The 19,471-nt window shown below is 51.7% G+C and carries 18 protein-coding genes; 4 read left to right on the plus strand and 14 right to left on the minus strand.

Annotated features, from left to right (window positions below):
- Positions 1-154 precede the first annotated feature (154 nt).
- Complete coding sequence (locus tag ACFFLD_RS01450) at positions 155-655, plus strand: peptidylprolyl isomerase (RefSeq protein ID WP_386040803.1); 501 nt, start codon at positions 155-157, stop codon at positions 653-655.
- Positions 656-668: 13 nt separating this feature from the next.
- Positions 669-1,442: a UDP-2,3-diacylglucosamine diphosphatase gene (locus ACFFLD_RS01455; RefSeq protein ID WP_386040805.1), complete on the plus strand. Its 774-nt coding sequence runs from the start codon at positions 669-671 to the stop codon at positions 1,440-1,442.
- 113 nt (positions 1,443-1,555) lie between these two features.
- Here ACFFLD_RS01455 and ACFFLD_RS01460 read toward each other — a convergent pair whose 3' ends face one another.
- The 6 genes from ACFFLD_RS01460 to tig form a co-directional block, all read right to left on the minus strand.
- Positions 1,556-3,376 carry a SurA N-terminal domain-containing protein gene (locus ACFFLD_RS01460; RefSeq protein WP_386040807.1) on the minus strand — a complete coding sequence of 607 codons (1,821 nt, stop codon included), beginning with the start codon at positions 3,374-3,376 and terminating at the stop codon, positions 1,556-1,558.
- Between the two features lie 125 nt (positions 3,377-3,501).
- Positions 3,502-3,774 carry an HU family DNA-binding protein gene (locus ACFFLD_RS01465; protein ID WP_007114333.1) on the minus strand — a complete coding sequence of 91 codons (273 nt, stop codon included), beginning with the start codon at positions 3,772-3,774 and terminating at the stop codon, positions 3,502-3,504.
- 194 nt (positions 3,775-3,968) lie between these two features.
- The gene (gene lon, locus ACFFLD_RS01470; protein WP_386040810.1) at positions 3,969-6,380 is read right to left on the minus strand and encodes an endopeptidase La; all 2,412 of its coding nucleotides are present in this window, start codon (positions 6,378-6,380) and stop codon (positions 3,969-3,971) included.
- Positions 6,381-6,605: 225 nt separating this feature from the next.
- Positions 6,606-7,886, minus strand: coding sequence for an ATP-dependent Clp protease ATP-binding subunit ClpX (clpX, locus tag ACFFLD_RS01475; RefSeq protein ID WP_386040813.1), 1,281 nt, complete (start codon positions 7,884-7,886; stop codon positions 6,606-6,608).
- A gap of 74 nt (positions 7,887-7,960) precedes the next feature.
- Positions 7,961-8,578, minus strand: a complete 618-nt coding sequence (clpP, locus tag ACFFLD_RS01480) for an ATP-dependent Clp endopeptidase proteolytic subunit ClpP (protein ID WP_386040815.1) — start codon at positions 8,576-8,578, stop codon at positions 7,961-7,963.
- A gap of 68 nt (positions 8,579-8,646) precedes the next feature.
- Positions 8,647-9,999 carry a trigger factor gene (gene tig / locus ACFFLD_RS01485; protein WP_386040817.1) on the minus strand — a complete coding sequence of 451 codons (1,353 nt, stop codon included), beginning with the start codon at positions 9,997-9,999 and terminating at the stop codon, positions 8,647-8,649.
- A 278-nt stretch (positions 10,000-10,277) separates the two neighbouring features.
- Between tig and ACFFLD_RS01490 the strand changes: the two genes are divergently transcribed.
- Entirely contained in the window at positions 10,278-12,755 is a 2,478-nt protein-coding gene (locus ACFFLD_RS01490) for an EAL domain-containing protein (RefSeq protein WP_386040881.1), read from the plus strand.
- Positions 12,756-12,783: 28 nt separating this feature from the next.
- Here ACFFLD_RS01490 and ACFFLD_RS01495 read toward each other — a convergent pair whose 3' ends face one another.
- Both ACFFLD_RS01495 and ACFFLD_RS01500 read right to left on the minus strand, forming a co-directional pair.
- On the minus strand, positions 12,784-13,158 hold the full coding sequence (locus ACFFLD_RS01495; RefSeq protein WP_386040819.1) for a hypothetical protein: 375 nt from the start codon (positions 13,156-13,158) through the stop codon (positions 12,784-12,786).
- Between the two features lie 3 nt (positions 13,159-13,161).
- Positions 13,162-13,626 carry a flavodoxin gene (locus tag ACFFLD_RS01500; RefSeq protein ID WP_386040820.1) on the minus strand — a complete coding sequence of 155 codons (465 nt, stop codon included), beginning with the start codon at positions 13,624-13,626 and terminating at the stop codon, positions 13,162-13,164.
- Positions 13,627-13,768: 142 nt separating this feature from the next.
- Here ACFFLD_RS01500 and ACFFLD_RS01505 point away from each other — a divergent pair, with 142 nt between their 5' ends.
- Positions 13,769-13,975, plus strand: a complete 207-nt coding sequence (locus tag ACFFLD_RS01505; RefSeq protein ID WP_386040823.1) for a DUF2788 domain-containing protein — start codon at positions 13,769-13,771, stop codon at positions 13,973-13,975.
- 225 nt (positions 13,976-14,200) lie between these two features.
- Here ACFFLD_RS01505 and ACFFLD_RS01510 read toward each other — a convergent pair whose 3' ends face one another.
- From ACFFLD_RS01510 to infC, 6 genes are all read right to left on the minus strand, one after another.
- Complete coding sequence (locus ACFFLD_RS01510; RefSeq protein ID WP_386040825.1) at positions 14,201-14,506, minus strand: integration host factor subunit alpha; 306 nt, start codon at positions 14,504-14,506, stop codon at positions 14,201-14,203.
- A 156-nt stretch (positions 14,507-14,662) separates the two neighbouring features.
- Positions 14,663-17,044, minus strand: a complete 2,382-nt coding sequence (pheT, locus tag ACFFLD_RS01515; protein ID WP_386040827.1) for a phenylalanine--tRNA ligase subunit beta — start codon at positions 17,042-17,044, stop codon at positions 14,663-14,665.
- Positions 17,045-17,070: 26 nt separating this feature from the next.
- Positions 17,071-18,090: a phenylalanine--tRNA ligase subunit alpha gene (gene pheS, locus ACFFLD_RS01520; RefSeq protein WP_386040830.1), complete on the minus strand. Its 1,020-nt coding sequence runs from the start codon at positions 18,088-18,090 to the stop codon at positions 17,071-17,073.
- Positions 18,091-18,249: 159 nt separating this feature from the next.
- Positions 18,250-18,603, minus strand: a complete 354-nt coding sequence (gene rplT / locus ACFFLD_RS01525; protein WP_007114344.1) for a 50S ribosomal protein L20 — start codon at positions 18,601-18,603, stop codon at positions 18,250-18,252.
- Positions 18,604-18,667: 64 nt separating this feature from the next.
- The gene (gene rpmI / locus ACFFLD_RS01530) at positions 18,668-18,862 is read right to left on the minus strand and encodes a 50S ribosomal protein L35 (RefSeq protein WP_009724291.1); all 195 of its coding nucleotides are present in this window, start codon (positions 18,860-18,862) and stop codon (positions 18,668-18,670) included.
- Between the two features lie 82 nt (positions 18,863-18,944).
- Positions 18,945-19,436 (minus strand): translation initiation factor IF-3, encoded by a 492-nt coding sequence (gene infC / locus ACFFLD_RS01535; RefSeq protein WP_308323196.1) that lies wholly within the window; start codon positions 19,434-19,436, stop codon positions 18,945-18,947.
- Positions 19,437-19,471 lie beyond the last annotated feature (35 nt).

Consider the following 19,471-nt stretch of genomic DNA (forward strand, 5'->3'; position numbering starts at 1 on the left):
ATGGTGTTGATAACCTCGTGGTGGATGGCGTACTGAGCCGTGAAAACATAGGATAACCCTATGGGCCTTCGCGGTGCAGGGCAAAACAGCTATTATAACGTGACGCCGATGCACAGCGCCAAGGCGAACGTCTTTATTGAACAGGAATTTATCAATGATCGTATTACAGACGAACCACGGTGACATCACCATCGCCCTTAATCACGAAAAAGCGCCTATCAGCGCGGCGAATTTTGAACAGTACGTTCGCGACGGCTTTTATGACGGCACGTTGTTTCACCGCGTCATTGATGGCTTTATGGTGCAAGGTGGCGGTTTTGATAAGGATTTTGAGCAAAAGCCCACCCGCGACCCGATCGATAACGAAGCTGACAACGGGTTAAAAAATACCGTGGGTACATTGGCCATGGCCCGCACCCAGGATCCACACTCTGCCACCGCGCAGTTTTTCATCAATGTGGGCGACAACAACTTCCTGGACCATAGTGGCAAAAACCTACAGGGCTGGGGCTACGCCGTTTTTGGCGAAGTCGTTGAGGGCATGGACGTCGTCAATGAGATTAAAAACGTGACCACGACACGACGTGGCATGCATGCCGACGTGCCCGCTGAGGATGTAGTCATCGAACGCGCTTATGTGAAGGACGCGGAATAATACTGGGAGCCTTATGCGCACACTGCTTGTTGCCGACCTGCATTTAAGTAGCGATACCCCTGAGCTTAATCAGGGGTTTTACCGCTACCTAGAGCACACCGCCCCGGGGGCAGAGGCACTTTATATCCTGGGGGATCTTTTCGATGCCTGGATTGGCGACGACCTACTCGATGCCACTCAGCACCCTCTTAACCATATTGCCCAAGAGGTGATTAAGCGGTTGCACACCCTTAGTAGCGATGGCACCGCTGTCTATTTAATGCATGGCAATCGTGATTTTTTACTTGGCGAACGGTTTGCGGCTGCTTGCCAGGCAACACTGTTCGGTGATGTTGAAGAAGTAGAGCTTCAAGGAGTCGCTGCGCTACTGCTCCACGGTGATAGCCTATGCACCCAAGATGACGCCTATATGGCTTTTCGTCAGCAGTCGCGTGACCCAGAATGGCAGGCACAAATGCTGGCCCTGCCGCTGGAGCAGCGCCTGGAACTTGCCAAAAGCCTACGGCTGCAGTCGGGCGAAGCCAACGCAAACAAGGCTGACGCCATTATGGATGTCACCCAGCAAGAGGTGATCACCCTAATGGAACGCCACGGCGTGGCCACGATGATTCACGGTCATACTCATCGTCCCAAGGTACATACGCTTAGCGTTGAAGACGTGCCGGCCACGCGGTATGTGCTGGGTGACTGGGACAGCGAACACGGCTGGGATATTGTCATTGAGCGTTCAGAGCACACGGCGCCACAGCTACGCCAGTTCCCACTGACGGCACTACCTGAGGCATAAGCCACCTCTTGGACTTAGGACGCCTCACCCTTCAACTGACATAAAAAAAAAGCCGATCTTGCGATCGGCTTTTTATTGGCGCTGGCTAGCGTGGCGCCTCTATCTTTTCCGTGCTACCGCTCTATCTCAGCATCGCTGCGGAGATCTTCAATCAAGCCCTGAAGCACCGATTGAGCACGCAGCTGTTCAGACATTTGTGACACAAACGTTTCCATTTGCTCATCGACCTCGCCCTCACTGACACTATCCAAGGCGACAACGGCAACCCCTTGAGGTAGCTCAACTGTCTGATAGCGACTCTCGCCCTCGTCAGGACGCGGCAGTCGGAAGGCTTCCTGGATAATTGGCTGAGGTACGTTAGTATCCGCTTGGCGGGTCAGGTTATTGGCTTGCTGCCACTCAACCTCCACCGACTGACCTTCACGTAGGTCTGCCACCAGCGCTTGCGCCTCTTCGCGCAAAGCCTGCTGCTGTTGCTCAGCGGCTACCGATATTTCAACATCTTCACGAACTTCATCCAGAGACAGCAGCGCTGCCTCACGATGCTCAGCAACGCGAAGTACCAGTCGGCGATCCTGATCTAACTCAATGACCTCACTGTTATAGCCTTCCTCAAGCACATCGTCACTGAAAGCGGCCGACATGACGCCTGGCTCAGACAGCACGCCTTGTGTTTCAGAATCGCGCGCAATCCATTGGCTTTCATTAAGCGACAAGCCAATGCTATCGGCAACGCTTTGCAAGTCATCGGCCGCAAAGCTTTCATCAATCAGTTGCTGTACGCGCTGATTAAACTCGTCGTCAACTTCCTGCAGGGCCACTTCTCGCGCTAATTCATCGCGCTGTTCTTCAAACGTAGGGCCCTGAATATCGGTAACCTGAATGATATGGAAAGCGTTATCCAGCTCAACGGGCTCAGAGACGTCTCCTTCGCTAAGACCAAAAGCAGCCTCATCAAAGGTATCACCAAAGAAACCTCGACTGATGACCCCGAGATCACCACCCTCTTCTGCACTGGCCGTGTCATCCGAGTAGCGTAAGGCGGTCTCAGCGAAAGTCTCACCTTCATCCAGCGCTTCGCGAGCGGTCTCAGCCAATGCCTGCGCTTCATCACGCGTGCGCTCATCACCAAACATGATCATGATATGAGATACACGGCGATCAGCATCACGATTCTGTTCACGCCAGGCTTGGCGTAAAGCGCTTTCGTCTACATCGCGCCCTTCCGCCATGGCTTGGCGATCAATCAGCACATACTCAAGGCGTACTTGTTCAGGACGCTCATAACGCTCTTGGTGTGCGTCATAATAAGCTTGCAATGCGTCTTCGTTCAGGTTGACGTCGGCATCTACGTCATCATTATCCAGTATCAGGTAACGGACGCTCCGCTGTTGACGCTGAAGTGCTGCCAGCTGTTCCTGTTCGCTGGGTAGACTAAAATCGCTGAAAGCTAAGCCTTGCTGTAAATGCTGACGCTGAATATCGACGCGTAGCTCTTCACGAAAGGACAAAGGCGTATAGCCAGCCCCTGCTAAGCGGTTGCGAAAAACCTCGGGTGAAAAACGACCGTCCTGATCATGAAATTCAGGCAAACTCACAATTAACTGATCCAACTGCTCCTCAGAAACGGTAAAACCACCGTCCTCAGCATATTGAGAGAGTAACTGCTGGGTAATTAGTTGCTCGAGAATGTCGTTGCGTAAGGCTCGCTCCTGCTCTGGCGGCACTTGCCCTGAACGTAACGCACGTTGAACTTCAAGCTCCACCTGCTGACGCATAATCGGCTGGCCGTTGACACTAGCTACCTGGTTCGGATCGCTGCCAAAAAGCCCAAACAGTGACTCAATCCCGAAAAGCGCCATGGCCGCAACCATAACGCCGATAATAATTTTGGCACCCCAGCTCCTGGAGCCATCTCGAATACTTTGCAGCATGCTAGCCTCAGATAGTCACAGCCAAACACATCGGCCCACTAATCCTAACCAATTAGGGAGCCAGAAAATAACATGGGCGCACCGCCAGTGCGATGCGCCCATAAGATTAAAGCAGACCAGCCAAATTAGTTGACGGCGTCTTTCAGCGCTTTACCTGCTTTGAAACTTGGAACTTTAGCAGCGCTGATCTGGATTGGCTGACCCGTTTGCGGGTTACGGCCAGTTCGAGCTGCACGCTCTTTAATCGCGAAAGTACCAAAGCCTACCAGAGATACGCTTTCGCCTTTTTTAAGGCTATCGGTGACAGACTCCACCATGGCATCCAATGCGCGTGTCGCCGCTGCTTTAGGAATATCGGCAGACGCGGCAATGGCTTCAATCAGCTCGGACTTATTCACTCTTCACCCCTTGACTGTTTTAAAAAATGGCTCTGAACGGCATGATCACCGATAGGCTCAACGAACAAAGCGTAGCTGCGTTTTATAGCAACGCCCTGAAACACCTGTCAAGCAACCATGCCTTGAGATACCCGCCACGCAAGGCTGCGGGCAAATATTAAGTATTATTAAAGACCGCAAAGGACTTTAACAGCTTAATGAGTATTAGCAACTACGTTACTACTAAACGATGCTTCGGTATTTTTGAGCGACGCACCGTCTTCAACTTTATCAGTGAGTGCTAAGGCTAGGACATCATCTATCCAGCGTACCGGACGAATATCAAGCGCACCTTTGATGTTATCAGGTACTTCCTTGAGATCACGGCGGTTTTCCTCAGGAATCAGCACCATCTTTATACCACCGCGGCGAGCTGCCAGCAATTTCTCCTTCAGCCCACCGATGGGTAATACTTCACCGCGCAGATTCACTTCACCGGTCATGGCCACATCACAACGAACTGCCCGCTGCGTGTAAGCAGAGACAATCGCGGTCACCATGGCAATACCAGCACTAGGGCCATCCTTTGGAGTGGCACCCTCGGGCACATGGATATGCAGATCCTCTTTCTCAAACCGCTCAGGATCAATCCCATGGGCCGCTGCTCTGGCACGCACTACCGTATGGGCAGCACTGACAGACTCTTTCATTACATCGCCAAGTGAGCCGGTTTTATTAACCCGTCCTTTGCCTGGGGTCACAACAGACTCGATGTTGAGCAGTTCGCCACCAACGGAGGTCCATGCCAGCCCCGTTACTCGGCCTACCTGGTCATCCTCTTCAGCTAAACCATAGCTGTAGCGACGCACCCCTGCGTAGTGCTCAATTTGCTCGGCAGTTAAGCTCTGGTTCTCTGACGTAGCACTGGGATCCTGCTCTTGCTCCAGGCGCTCACGCAGCACTTTACGCGCGACCTTAGCCACCTGCCGCTCCAGCTCACGCACACCTGCTTCACGAGTGTAGTATCGAATAAGCTCTAAAAGTGCGCTGTCTTCGAGCGCTAACTCATCACCTTTTAAACCGTTAGCCTCCAACTGCTTGGGCAATAAGTAGCGTTTGGCAATGGCCAGCTTCTCATCTTCGGTGTAGCCCGGCAGACGAATAATCTCCATACGATCCAGCAGAGCACTGGGGATATTCATCGAGTTAGCGGTACAGATAAACAGTGTTTCAGAAAGATCGTAATCAAGCTCAAGATAATGATCACTGAAGCTGTTATTTTGCTCTGGATCAAGCACTTCAAGAAGCGCGGAGGCGGGATCACCACGATGATCCATCCCCAGCTTATCAACCTCATCTAACAAGAACAGCGGATTCTTGACACCCGCGCGGCTCATCCGCTGCATTAACTTGCCCGGCAATGAACCAATATAGGTACGCCGATGGCCACGAATTTCGGATTCATCACGCACACCACCTAGCGCCAGCCGCACATATTTGCGGTTGGTAGCGCGGGCAATGGATTGTCCAAGTGAGGTTTTACCTACACCAGGAGGCCCTACCAGGCATAGCACAGGGCCTTTCATCTTGCGTACACGTTTTTGTACCGCTAAATACTCTAAAATACGTGCTTTAACTTCTTCCAGGCCGTAATGGTCTTCATCCAGCACCTGCTGTGCTTTAATCAGGTCATGCTTGACACGTGTCCGTTTTTTCCATGGAACAGCGATTAGCCAATCCAAGTAAGAGCGCACAACAGTGGCTTCGGCAGAGTTTGAAGCCATCATTTTAAGCTTATTGAGCTCTTGGGTGGCTTTCTCAGATGCCTCCTTTGGCATGCCGGATTCTTTGATCGCCTGCTCGTACTTCTCGGCTTCATTAGGCACATTATCCAGCTCACCCATCTCTTTCTGGATGGCCTTCATTTGCTCGTTGAGATAGTACTCGCGTTGAGTCTTCTCCATCTGCTCTTTTACACGGGAGCGAATACGCTTCTCTACCTGGAGCAGATCAATCTCGGACTCAATCAAGGCCATCAGGTGCTCGATACGATCACGCACCCGATCCATCTCTAGCAGTTCCTGCTTGTCACCAATCTTGAGCGACAAATGCGCACAGATGGTATCCACCAGACGGCTGGGATCTTCAATTCCCGACAGCGAGTTAAGCACTTCGTTGGGGACTTTCTTGGAGAGCTTAACGTACTGTTCAAACTGGTTAAGCAAAACGCGAACGAGCGCTTCCTGCTCACGACTCGTCAGCGGTTCACTTTCACGGGGCGTTAAGTGCGCCTGGGTATAACCTGCCTCATTCTCTTCGACATCAAGCACATCTGCCCGGAAATTACCTTCAATGAGCACTTTAACCGTGCCATCGGGCAACTTAAGCAGCTGCATAATGTCCGCCACGGTGCCCATGGCATAAAGATCAGCATTATCCGGCTCGTCCTGAGACGCTTCGCGCTGAGCTACCAATAACACACGCTTATCAGCCTCCATGGCTGCTTCTAGCGCCAGGATAGACTTTTCACGCCCTACAAATAGAGGGATAACCATTTGCGGATATACAACCACATCGCGCAACGGTAAAAGGGGTAGACATTGTGTCTGTTCGGCGTTCTGCTGCATCGCAGACGTTCCTCGGCAAATCGGATGAGTACTTGAAAGAGTACTTAGAAAAGTACTGCCTACTTTTCTATGCCTGCGCCTGATAAATGCGCAGGGAATAGTGTTTGCAGTAACACTTCACGAACTAACGCTTATAGCGATGCGCCATAACAACAAGGGGTCGCCTAGGCGACCCCTTGGACTAGCGCAAGCGGGTGAAGCTGGGCCGCGATATTCGACTACACACTAACCATCAGTGCCGTCGACCCGTGCTTCATCCTGCTGAGAGTAGATCAATAGTGGCTCGCTCTCGCCAGCGATAACTGAGGCGTCGATAACGACGTTGCTAACACCTTCAAGCGATGGAATTTCGTACATGGTATCCAGCAGCACAGACTCAAGAATAGAGCGCAGACCACGTGCCCCTGTTTTACGTTCCATGGCTTTTTCAGCAACTGCACGTAACGCGTCTTCTCTAAACTCAAGCGTTACACCCTCCATCTCAAACAGCTTGACGTACTGCTTGATCAGCGAGTTCTTCGGCTCTGTCAGGATCTGCACCAGGGCATCTTCGGTGAGCTCCATCAGCGTTGCAATAATAGGCAAACGACCAACGAACTCAGGAATCAAGCCAAACTTGACCAAATCTTCCGGCTCGACATCGGCCAGCAGCTCGCCAACTCCACGAGAGGATTCTTTGCTCTTCACCGCCGCATTGAAACCGATACCACCTTTTTCAGCGCGATCACGAATCACCTTATCCAGACCCGCAAAAGCCCCACCAACGATAAACAGGATATTGCCGGTATTTACCTGAACAAATTCCTGCTGTGGGTGCTTGCGCCCGCCCTGTGGCGGCACTGATGCAGTGGTACCTTCAATCAGCTTCAACAACGCCTGCTGAACGCCCTCACCCGACACATCACGGGTAATAGACGGATTGTCTGATTTGCGTGAAATCTTATCGATTTCATCAATGTAAACAATGCCACGTTCCGCTTTTTCGACGTCGTAATCACACTTCTGCAACAGCTTCTGAATGATGTTTTCAACATCTTCACCGACATAACCGGCTTCCGTCAGCGTGGTCGCGTCCGCAATGGTAAAAGGTACATTCAGTAACCGTGCCATGGTTTCCGCCAGCAGCGTTTTACCGCTGCCGGTGGGGCCAATCAGCAGAATGTTTGATTTACCTAGCTCAACATCACCTTCGCGCACATCTGTTTTCAGACGCTTGTAGTGGTTATATACCGCTACTGAAAGCACCATTTTGGCACGATCTTGCCCGATGACGTAGTCATCCAACGTATGACGTATTTCGCGAGGCGTAGGTAAACGCTCCTCATCGCTCTCGGCATCGGCTTCGAGAACTTCCTCGCGAATAATGTCATTACATAAGTCGACACACTCATCGCATATATATACGGAAGGACCCGCAATTAGCTTACGTACTTCATTTTGATTTTTTCCACAAAACGAGCAGTAGAGCAGTTTGCCACCTTCGTCTTTGCCTTTGCCGTCGGCCATTAGCATACCTCTATCACTGCGGCGGCATAAGCCGCCGGAAAAGCTCGTTAGAAAAGCATAATCCTACTACGCTATCAGGATGTAGGCCGCTTATCCAGCACTGCATCAATCAAGCCATAATCTTTAGCTTTAGTAGCGCTCATGAAATTATCCCGATCCGTATCGCGCGAAACAGTTTCAATATCTTGCCCTGTATGATGAGCAAGAATTTGATTTAGCTTCTCACGAATACCCAGGATCTCACGGGTATGAATTTCAATGTCAGATGCCTGCCCTTGGTAACCGCCCAATGGCTGGTGAATCATTACCCGCGAATTAGGCAGACAATAGCGCTTGCCAGCGGCCCCTGCGGTCAATAACAGCGCGCCCATGCTGGCCGCCTGACCTATACAAACCGTCGACACATCAGGCTTGATGAACTGCATGGTGTCATAAATCGACATGCCCGCCGTAACCGAACCGCCCGGTGAATTGATATATAAATGAATATCTTTATCCGGATTTTCCGATTCCAGGAAAAGCAGCTGTGCGACAACCAGATTCGCCATGTAGTCTTCTACAGGCCCTACCAAAAAGATCACGCGCTCTTTTAACAGGCGTGAGTAAATGTCGTAGGCTCTTTCCCCTTTGGCGCTCTGCTCAACCACCATGGGCACTAAACCGCCGGCGTTTTGAATATCAAACTCACTCATTCAGGTGATTCCTTGCGTCCGGGAAGGGAAAGGCGCACCGACATAGAGGTGCGCCACGTTCCAGAGTGTTAGGCGCTTGCTTGCTCGCCCTCTTCAACACCCTCATCCTGCTCAGCCTGCTGCTGTGCAGCGGCAAGCGCTTGCTGATATGACATTTCAACATCTTTGATGTTCGTTTGCTCGAGCAACTTAGCGACCGCTTTCTCTTCGAGAATGGCGGATTTGACCTGAGTCTTCAGCTCATCATTGCCCATATAGTAGCTAACGACTTCCTCTGGATCTTGATACTGCTCAGCCAATTCAGCCACTTTCGCCTTAATCGCCTCATCGTCAGCATCAAGTTCGTTAGACTTGATCACTTCGGCCAGCAACAAGCCGACCTGAACACGGCTCTTCGCCTGCTCTTCGAACAGCTCGTTAGGCAATTGGCTAACATCAAAGTCTTCACCCAAGCCAAACTGCTGCGCTGCCTGACGTTTCATGCCGTCAGTTTCCTGTTGAACAAGCGCACTGGGCACAGGAATGTCATTGGCCTTTTTCAGTGCATCAAGCACTTGCTGCTTGATACGGTTATCAACGGCCTGCGACGCTTCACGCGTCATGTTCTTTTTGATTTCAGCGCGGAATTTTTCCTGATCACCGCCTTCAACACCGAAACGCTCGATGAATTCAGCATCCACCTCAGGCAGCGTTTGGCTGCTGACCTTGTGAACAGTGACCTTAAAGGTCGCCTCTTTACCGGCTAAATGCTCTGCCTGATAATCTTCCGGGAAAGTAACGTTAAGCGTTTTTTCTTCGCCTGCTTTGGCACCGATCAACTGCTCTTCAAAGCCGGGAATAAAGCTGTTGGAACCAATGACCAGTGAATGGCCTTCGGCGCTTCCGCCTTCGAATGGCTCATCATCAATGTAGCCTTGGAAATCAATAGTCACTTGATCACCGTCAGCGGCAGCAGCGTCCACCTCTTCCCATGCGGCATTTTGCTTACGCAGCGTCTCAATCATTTCTTCAACATCAGCATCGCTGACGGAAACGACCGGGCGCTCAACCTCAGTACCCTCGATTGAGGCAAGCTCAACTTGTGGGTAGATCTCCATCACCGCCACAAACTCTAAATCTTTGCCTGACTCATTGACTGAAGGCTCAATCTGGGGGAAGCCAGCCGGGTTTAAACCCTCTTCAGTAATCGCGCGAACGTAACGCTCACGCATCACTTCACTGACCACCTCGTTACGGACGTCTTGACCGTAGCGCTGCTGGACTACTGCCATTGGCACCCGGCCCTGGCGAAAACCATTCAAACGAACATTTTTCGCGGTGTCTTTCAAGCGAGCACTAACGGCCTCGTCAATGTCGGCAGCCGGCACTTGAATAGTAATGCGACGTTCGATTGGGGAGGTTGTCTCGACAGAAACTTGCATGAATAGTCCTCTAACGGCTGGGCGTTTTGTTGATTGCATGTAATAAGTTCATGGGGGCAATTTTAAGAACCCCAACGCATGGTGGCAAGCGCCATGATCGCAAGATGGGGGCGCAGCCGTTAATTACAAGGCGGCAAGCGACTTATTTGTTACTTTTCGGCCCTGGATCACTGATACATTTATCTTATGCGATATGCTACTTGTCATTAATTGCTCATTTACCAACTATCGTACCGATACTCATGACGACTCATCAAGATTTACCTATATCACGCGTGATGCAAACCAGCATCTTGCACTGCAAAACGAACACCCCTTTGTGTGAGGCGGCCAAGCGCATGGCTGAGCGTCACTGCAGCTCCATTGTCGTTATGGATAATGACACGGTGGTTGGTCTGTGGACTGAGCATGACGCTCTAACCATCAACTTTAGCACACCCTCTTCACTTGCCCGGCCAATCGCTGAATTCATGTCGTCACCGGTTTATACTGCACCGGGGCAGATGCTTTTAAGTGAAGCTGCCCTGCTTCTCAATAGCCATAAGCTACGCCATCTCGTGGTGGTTAATGAGGCGCAGCATCCCGTTGGCATCTTATCGCAAACCGATATTGTCATGAATCAAGGCCTGGAACCCTACCTGCGGCTTCGAGAAGTGCATACCACCATGCGGACTAATCCGCTGATGCTTGAAAGCTCGCTTAACGTTTCTGAAGCCGCCCATCAAATGCGCATTCATCGGCAGGATGCGGCCATCATTGTAGGCAATCAGCAGCTGGGCATCATTACCGAGCGGGACATCGTGTCATTTATCGCGAATCAGCCCGAGGACATGCCAATCATACAGCTGGCCAGCCAGCCGGTGCTCAGCGTCAACGAAACGTCCCCTCTCATTAATGCTCGTGACCTGCTTATCGATCACCACATTCGCCACCTGGTCGTTCGTGACGAACAAGGCGCGATCACTGGCCTGCTCAGCTTTGGCGACATCTTGGCCGGCGCCGAATATTTATACCTCTCTGATTTACGCGACGCTCTGGATCAACGGGATATGGCCCTCGCGCGCTCCAGGCAGAACCTGCAGCTAGCCGAGCGCGTCATCGATTCATCCCTAGAGGGGATTATCATCACCGACGCCGAAACGCGCATTGAGTTTGTCAATCCCGCTTTCACCCACCTAACCGGCTACACCTTAGAGGATATTGCCGGCAAAAAGCCCAGCGTGCTGGCGTCAGGACGCCAGGGCGCCACTTTTTATGACCAGATGTGGGAGTCTCTCAAAACTAGCGGCTACTGGCGCGGCGAAGTGTGGAATCGCCGCAAATCCGGCGAGCTTTATCTTGAGCTGTTGACCATCACTGCGATAACCAATGATGAAGGCGTTAACCAACACTACGCAGGGCTTTTTTCAGATATTACTCATGTCCGGGAAAACGAAGAACAGATTCGGCATTTAGCCTATTACGATGTGTTGACTCGACTGCCCAATCGCCGCCTGCTTGAAGATCGCATTACGCTGGCAATCCGTCATGCCCACCGCGAGGCCCAACAGCTGGCCATCATGTTTATCGATCTGGACCATTTCAAGCAGGTTAACGATACGCTTGGTCATGCGTTGGGCGATGAACTATTACTCGACGTTGCTGCACGGATGACAGCGAAATTACGTGAAGACGACACGCTAGCTCGCCTGGGTGGTGATGAGTTCATTGCCTTACTCCCCAATATTAACGGCTTTTCTGAGGCCACCACCGTTGCAAAACGTCTCATTGAATCGGTAAGCGCGCCCTATTTACTGCAGGGACATAGCTTTCGCATTGGCTGTAGTATCGGCATCAGCCTATACCCGGACGATGGAAACACCCCAGAACCCCTCATCCAGCATGCCGACGCCGCCATGTATCGTGCCAAACATGAAGGCCGCAACACCTACCGCCTTTATCAGGCCGATATCGATCGCAAGGCCCGTGATCAACTAAGCATGGAGACAGCATTGCGTAATGCTGTTGAAAATGGTGAAGGGTTATATATGGCCTACCAGCCTTTAGTAAGATGCGATAACAGGCTATTGGCATCGGCTGAGGCCCTGGCACGCTGGACGCATCCAGAACAGGGCGCTATTGCCCCTACCGAATTTATTGCCTTGGCTGAGACTGCAGGTCTGATTGTAGCGCTGGGCGATAGAGTCATCGATTTGGTACTAACAGATATGGCCCGTTGGCGTGCTGAAGGTAAAAAACTGGTGCCCATCGCTATCAACTTATCCGCAGCGCAATTCTGGCAATCCAATTTTGTGAGCACTATCACGCGTAAATTACAGGACCATGATATCCCGGCGTCGTTGATTACATTTGAACTGACCGAAAGTATATTACTTAACCGTCAGGCCGATGGCGCAGCGCTACTAAATCAACTACGTTCGCTAGGCTGTGGCATCGCCCTGGACGATTTTGGTACCGGTTACTCGTCGCTAAGCTATTTGCACAACATACCTGCCCACAGCCTTAAAATAGACCGTAGCTTTATTGAAGCGTTAACCCATGACGAAAACAATAGCCGCACCATTGTGGCGGCCATCTCAAGCCTTGCCCGAGAGCTAGGCCTTAACGTCGTCGCAGAAGGCGTTGAAACCGAACAACAGTGGCAACTGCTTGATGGCTATGCCATCGATTTTATCCAAGGATATCTTTTCTCCAAACCGCTACCACAAGAGCAGTTTGCTGAGTATCTAGGGTTCGATGAGCCACTTGGTCATTAGCAAGGAGACTGCCGCGTCTCACAATAAGCTATTCCTGACGCTTGTCAGTCCAACCAAGGCTTAACGCATGAAGAATGAGACCGAGCGTTGCGGCATGAGAAATAAACACCTGCCAACTGATCCAAGTGGTGAATAAGGCGTGCCATAGGCCCATTGCGACAAGGCCTACCACCATCATCAACGCCAGCCTTTTAAGCAGCGGCGGTATCCTTTGGCGCGCTTCGACGCCAAGAAGCCGCCACTGGAGAAGCACAACTGATGCCACTACCGCCAACGTGATGCCGATAAGCGTCTGGCGGGTTTCATGACCGCCAGCGACATAGCGAGGCAATGCCGCCAACATCAATACACACAAGCCGACGGCGACGCTGATGCGCTCGGCTGAAAAAGGAGCTCGCTTCATCGCTTAAACTACCTTTAACTGCTGTTCGTCAATCCACTCTTCAACCCATGGTATGGCAGCATCGTCGGCCATGAACGTTTCCATCGCATCGATCTCTAAACGCTCACCTAAACGAGTCGCGCCATGATCGGCCAGTAGTGCGTCTAGCGCTCTACCAGCGCCACAAAAGGTATCTCCATACGAGCTATCGCCTAGCGCAATAAGGCCGTAACGCAACGAACTGAGCGACGGACTTTGATCTCGCAAATGACGCACAAACGGGACAAAATTGCCGGGAAAATCGCCACTGCCCGTCGTTGACACACAAAACAGGGCAATATCCCCCTCATTACTAACGAGATCACCCACCATAGGTTGCTCGTGAATATCGACGCTATAGCCTGCCTTTTCGAACAACGGCTTTACCTGCTCCGCGACGTCTAACGCTCCTCCATACATCGTACCGACTAATATCATCACCTTCGGCATCGTCACTCCCCTGTCAAAGTGTCACAGTGCCAACCGTCAAGTCGACAAATACCCGATTAATTTGCTCAAATATTATCATGGCTCAATAGAATGAAACACACTACCGACAGCAAGCATTATTCATACGAGAACAGGAGTGACTATGCAGCAAACCTTCGAGGCTTGGATCACCCCATTAATGATCGGCGGTTTAATGATATTTATGTGCTTCATTATTTGGGATTTGGCTAAAAAGTCGAATGCCGGAAAATTTGGCACCATTATGCTGTTTGTGGTCCTGGGTGCGGGCATGCTGGGTTACGTTTTCAAAGTGGTGATTGCATGGCTGATTGAACGTGGCGGCATGTAGCGCACGCCTGCATATCAATGTCGCACTCACTTAAACTGCTCTTATACCTGTATTTTTATAAACCGGGCCTTTTATAGGCAGAGCTCTTAGAGACAGGGCTTTTAGAGACAGGGCTTTTAGAGACAGGGCTTTTATAGACAGAGCTTTAAGCAAAAAAGGAGCGCCCAGGGCGCTCCTTGAGAGACTGCGAACGAGTAACAAGCAGTAGCTCGCTCTCACTGACAGCTATGACGACTCACTACCTACATAGTGCTCAACCTGCTGCTTCAGCTTCTGTCCGGGACGAAACGTCACCACACGCCGGGCAGAAATGGGAATTTCCTCCCCGGTTTTCGGATTACGGCCTGGACGTTCACGCTTATCCCGCAAATCGAAGTTACCAAACCCCGATAGCTTCACCTGCTCATTTTCACGCAGGCAGGCTCGAATCTCTTCAAAAAAAGCTTCGACCATGGCCTTCGCTTCTCGCTTGGACAGGGCCAACTCAGCATGCAAATGTTCAGCTAGCTCTGCTTTGGTCAACGCACCCATAAGGCTTCTCCTTATCCTTGAAGCAAATACTGCAGCAAACGCACTGCATCAAATGTACAGTAGCAACGCATTGCCAAGAACGTGATAAGCATCGTGGCGTGGCCTAGGTACTTATGGACTAGGTACTTAGTGACTAGGTTCTTATTGAGATAGTCATTAGCCGCGCAGCTCAGCATCCAGCTTGACACGCACTTGTGTCACTATTGAATCGACCAACTTGTTGATTTCTTCATCGTTTAGCGTGCGCGATGGATGCTGCCAGGTCAAGCCCAACGCAACACTCTTATGTCCTTCGGTAACACCTTTACCTACGTAGACGTCAAAAAGCTTAACATCTTGCAGATATTCACCTGCCTCTTGCTTAACGCTATCCAACAGCGCCTGCACCGTCGTAACTTCCTTGAGTATAAACGCTAGATCACGGCGCACCTCAGGGAAACGTGAGAGCGGCTCAAAGGACGGAATCTGTCCTTGGCTTAGCACATCCAGGCGTACTTCAAACAGCACGGCATCCATCTTTAAGCCGAGCGTTGCGCGTACCTGAGGATGTAGCGTGCCTAACCAGCCCGCCGGCTCACCGTTATACATCAGTTGCGCACTTTGTCCTGGATGAAGTGCAGGGTGCTCTGCCGGCTCAAACCGCCAAGCTTCAAAGTTACCACCCAGCGCCAGCAGGCTCTCTAAATCGCCTTTCAGATCATAAAAATCAACGCGCTCTTTTGCGCCGCTCCACCCTTCTGCTTCACGCGCCCCACATACCAGCGCGCCCAGCATCGGCACCTGTGACAAATTATCCAGCTCACCGTTAAAGACTAGCCCGGTTTCAAATAAACGCACGCGGGTTTGCTGACGATTAAGGTTGTGCTCCATCGCGCGTACCAAGCCAGGAAACAAGCTAGCCCGCATGACGGATAAATCCATAGAAATAGGATTAGCCAGCACAGGGCTGACCGCGTCTGGCAATATTGTCGACTGTAGCTCGGGCGCAACAAAGCTATAGGTGATCGCCTCCTGAAAGCCACGTGCTACCATCTGGCGCCGCAGCCGCGCTTGCGTCAATGTACCCTCGTCAGCTGAACGCAGCGCTAAACGTGCCGCAGGGCGACGTACCGGCAGATTATTGTAGCCATGGATACGTGCAACTTCCTCGATCAGATCTTCTTCAATCGCCAGGTCAAATCGCCAGCTGGGAACTACCACGCTCCAGCCTGTATTTTGCACGCTTACCTCAAGTCCCAGGCGCTGCAAAATATCGGTCACATCATCGGTTTCTAGCGCCTTGGAAAGGGCCTGCTCCAAACGCTCACTGCGCAACATAATTGTGCGCGCTTGAGGAATATGCTCGGCACTGACTACGTCTACCACGGGGCCTGGTTGACCACCGCAAATCTCGACCAGCAAGCGCGTTGCCCGCTCGATCGCCAGGGGCGTTAACTGTGGATCAACGCCGCGCTCAAAGCGGTGCGAGGCATCGGTATGCAACCCGTAGGAGCGGGCCTGACCGGCAATAGCAAGCGGTGTGAAGAACGCCGCTTCTAGAAATATAGTGTGCGTGTTTGTATTGACGCCTGAATGCTCACCACCCATCACTCCGGCAATCGCTAACGGACCGGAATGGTCGGCAATTACCAGCGTCTCAGGACGCAGTGCGATATCGCTGCCATCCAGAAGCGTCAGGCACTCACCCGAGGAGGCCATGCGCACCACAATGCCCTCACTGAGGTTATCGCGGTCAAAAGCGTGCAGCGGCTGGCCCAGCTCAAGCATCACATAGTTGGTGATATCCACCACAGGATCAATCGAGCGCACACCACTTCTACGTAAACGCTCAACCATCCAAAGAGGCGTTTCAGCTTGAACATTCACCCCTTTAATCACCCGCCCCATGTAGCGCGGGCACTGTTCAGGGGCTTCTACGCTGACCGGATAACTTTCCTCGACCTCAGCAGCCACTGGCTCAATGGTCGGCCCATTCACCGGCAGTCGGTTAAGCACCCCCACTTCACGTGCCAGCCCCTTGATGCTCAAGCAGTCACCGCGGTTAGGCGTCAAGTCAACCTCGATGGTCATATCATCAAGGTGCATAAACTCACGAAAATCAGTACCCACCGGCGCAGACTCAGATAGCACCAGAATCCCCGGTGACGTCTCTTCTTCTAGCCCCAACTCTGAGGCAGAGCAAATCATGCCGAACGACTCGACGCCCCGCAGCTTGGCTTTCTTTATTTTAAAGTCGCCCGGCAGCACGCCACCTACCGTGGCAAACGGAATCTTTTGTCCTACATCGACGTTAGGGGCGCCGCAGACCACTTGAACAGTGCTACCACTGCCATCATTGACGGTGCACACATTAAGCTTGTCCGCGTCAGGGTGTTTTTCTTTGCTCACCACCTCTGCCACGACCACCCCAGTAAAGGAAGCAGCCACCGACTCAACCGCGTCGACTTCCAAACCTGCCATGGTGATTTGATCGGCCATTGCCTGTGTATCAAGCTGCGGCGACACCCATTCACGCAGCCACTGTTCTGAAAATTTCATTGTTGATCCTGTATTCGGCGGCAGTCTTAAGCGAATTGACGTAAAAAACGCAGATCGTTTTCAAAGAACAGGCGCAAGTCATTCACGCCATAACGAAGCATTGCCAACCGCTCGGCCCCCATACCGAAGGCAAAACCGGTATAGCACTCAGTATCGATACCCGAGTGACGGAAAACTTCAGGATGCACCATTCCGCACCCCATCACTTCAAGCCAACCACTATGCGAGCACACACGACAGCCTTTACCGCTACACATGACACACTGGATATCGACTTCTGCGGAGGGTTCGGTAAACGGGAAATAAGAGGGGCGAAAACGGACGGATAAATCGTCGCGCTCAAAAAACGCTTGTAAAAAATCCTCAATCGTCCCTTTGAGGTCGGCAAAACTGACCCCCTCATCAACCAACAATCCTTCTACCTGATGAAACATCGGGGTGTGAGTAAGGTCGGAATCGCTACGATAGACACGCCCTGGGCAAACGATTCGAATCGGCGGCTCGCTACTTTTCATGGTACGCACCTGCACCGGAGAGGTGTGCGTACGCAACAAGCGTGTCGCGTCGAAATAGAACGTATCAGCCATACCACGGGCCGGATGGTGGGCAGGAATATTGAGCGCTTCAAAGTTGTGGTAATCATCTTCAATTTCAGGCCCAACCGCCACATCGTACCCAATACGCGTGAAGAGCCCTTCAATACGCTCAAGCGTTCTTGTGACAGGATGCAAACCGCCCTGGGCCTGCCCACGCCCTGGCAGTGTGACATCAATACTTTCAGCGGCGAGACGAGCATTCAGCGCCTCACTCTCCAACTGCTGGCGTTTGGTATCTATTTCATTGGCCAACGTTTGTTTGGCCTGATTAATACGCTCACCCGCTGCGGGGCGCTCTTCTGCCGAGAGTTTTCCCAGGCCTTTCAGCAAGGCGGAGACCTCACCTTTCTTACCTAAGTAGCGTACTCGTAACTCGTCTAGTGCAGCGACGCTCTGCGCAGCCTGAATGGCATCGCGAGCCTCAGATACCAGAGTAGGAAGGTGATCCATCCGTTTCACTCCGAATTAAGCGGTGTCCATCCCATAAGATGGCGTGGCATGGTGACGGTGACAAAAAAACAGGGGAAGAGCGGCTGCTCTTCCCCTGGATGGGTCACACTTAAATGACCTCAGGCACGCTGCACGGGCAATCGCCCAGTGCAAACCAGCTTATTGGGCAGCCTTGGCTTTTTCCACGATGGCAGCAAAAGCGGCCTTCTCGTGTACTGCCAAATCGGCCAATACTTTACGGTCGATTTCAATACCGGCTTTCTTGAGGCCACCAACAAAGCGGCTGTAAGACATACCGTTAACACGTGCACCAGCGTTAATACGCTGAATCCATAGCGCACGGAACTGGCGCTTACGGTTGCGACGGTCACGATAGGCATACTGACCAGCTTTAATAACAGCCTGCTTGGCAACACGGAACACACGCGAACGCGCACCGTAGTAACCTTTAGCAAGTTTCAATACTTTTTTATGGCGACGACGCGCTACTACGCCACGTTTAACTCGAGTCATAACACACTCCTGACTTTAAGGCTGAGGCACAAAAAATAGGCGCTCAGAAAAACGAAATCCCGACTTATAAATTCGGCAGCATACGCTGGATAAGCGCTTTATCAGAGGCGTGGATCTGCTTCATCCCACGCAATTGACGCTTACGCTTGGTCGATTTCTTAGTCAAGATGTGGCTACGGAAAGACTGCTTGTGCTTGAAGCCATTAGCGGTCTTTTTAAAGCGCTTGGCAGCGCCGCTGTTGCTTTTGATTTTCGGCATGAGGAAAACTCCGCTCGATATTTTTTAGAAAACCCAGGGCCGACCACCGTTTGCACGATGGCCCGTTTACAACGCCGTTGGATCACTTCTTCTTCGGGGCAATAATCATGATCATCTGGCGGCCTTCCATTTTCGGGAAGGACTCTACCGCTCCGATCTCTTCCAGGTCTGCCGCGATCCTTTCCATCAGCTTGCGGCCGATGTCCTGGTGCGCCATTTCACGACCACGGAAGCGCAGTGTGACTTTGCCCTTGTCACCACCTTCCAAAAAGCGCGTCAGGTTTTTAAGCTTAACCTGATAATCGCCTTCGTCGGTGCCAGGACGGAATTTGACTTCCTTGACCTGGATTTGCTTCTGCTTCTTCTTTTGAGCCGCTTTCTGCTTCTTGCTCTCAAAAACGAACTTGCCGTAATCCATAATCTTACAGACGATGGGGTCGGCATTCGAAATTTGCACGAGATCCAGGCTTTCAGATTCAGCACGTTCTAATGCTTCAGTAGTGGGGACTACACCTAGCTGCTCCCCGTCGCTACCGATAAGACGTACTTCTTCTTCAACAATTCGCTCGTTCATTGGTGGGCGTTTGTCTGCTGGACGCCCGCGCTGGT

This window comes from Vreelandella sulfidaeris, assembly GCF_042429665.1.
In the GTDB taxonomy this organism is placed as follows: domain Bacteria; phylum Pseudomonadota; class Gammaproteobacteria; order Pseudomonadales; family Halomonadaceae; genus Vreelandella.

Bases quoted from the DNA above. Each gene is read 5' to 3' on its own strand.
- ACFFLD_RS01450 (WP_386040803.1), top strand. From the start codon at position 155: ATGATCGTATTACAGACGAACCACGGTGACATCACCATCGCCCTTAAT.
- ACFFLD_RS01455 (WP_386040805.1), top strand. From the start codon at position 669: ATGCGCACACTGCTTGTTGCCGACCTGCATTTAAGTAGCGATACCCCT.
- ACFFLD_RS01460 (WP_386040807.1), bottom strand. From the start codon at position 3,376: ATGCTGCAAAGTATTCGAGATGGCTCCAGGAGCTGGGGTGCCAAAATT.
- lon (WP_386040810.1), bottom strand. From the start codon at position 6,380: ATGCAGCAGAACGCCGAACAGACACAATGTCTACCCCTTTTACCGTTG.
- clpX (WP_386040813.1), bottom strand. From the start codon at position 7,886: ATGGCCGACGGCAAAGGCAAAGACGAAGGTGGCAAACTGCTCTACTGC.
- clpP (WP_386040815.1), bottom strand. From the start codon at position 8,578: ATGAGTGAGTTTGATATTCAAAACGCCGGCGGTTTAGTGCCCATGGTG.
- tig (WP_386040817.1), bottom strand. From the start codon at position 9,999: ATGCAAGTTTCTGTCGAGACAACCTCCCCAATCGAACGTCGCATTACT.
- ACFFLD_RS01490 (WP_386040881.1), top strand. From the start codon at position 10,278: ATGCAAACCAGCATCTTGCACTGCAAAACGAACACCCCTTTGTGTGAG.
- ACFFLD_RS01495 (WP_386040819.1), bottom strand. From the start codon at position 13,158: ATGAAGCGAGCTCCTTTTTCAGCCGAGCGCATCAGCGTCGCCGTCGGC.
- ACFFLD_RS01500 (WP_386040820.1), bottom strand. From the start codon at position 13,626: ATGCCGAAGGTGATGATATTAGTCGGTACGATGTATGGAGGAGCGTTA.
- ACFFLD_RS01505 (WP_386040823.1), top strand. From the start codon at position 13,769: ATGCAGCAAACCTTCGAGGCTTGGATCACCCCATTAATGATCGGCGGT.
- ACFFLD_RS01510 (WP_386040825.1), bottom strand. From the start codon at position 14,506: ATGGGTGCGTTGACCAAAGCAGAGCTAGCTGAACATTTGCATGCTGAG.
- pheT (WP_386040827.1), bottom strand. From the start codon at position 17,044: ATGAAATTTTCAGAACAGTGGCTGCGTGAATGGGTGTCGCCGCAGCTT.
- pheS (WP_386040830.1), bottom strand. From the start codon at position 18,090: ATGGATCACCTTCCTACTCTGGTATCTGAGGCTCGCGATGCCATTCAG.
- rplT (WP_007114344.1), bottom strand. From the start codon at position 18,603: ATGACTCGAGTTAAACGTGGCGTAGTAGCGCGTCGTCGCCATAAAAAA.
- rpmI (WP_009724291.1), bottom strand. From the start codon at position 18,862: ATGCCGAAAATCAAAAGCAACAGCGGCGCTGCCAAGCGCTTTAAAAAG.
- infC (WP_308323196.1), bottom strand. From the start codon at position 19,436: ATGAACGAGCGAATTGTTGAAGAAGAAGTACGTCTTATCGGTAGCGAC.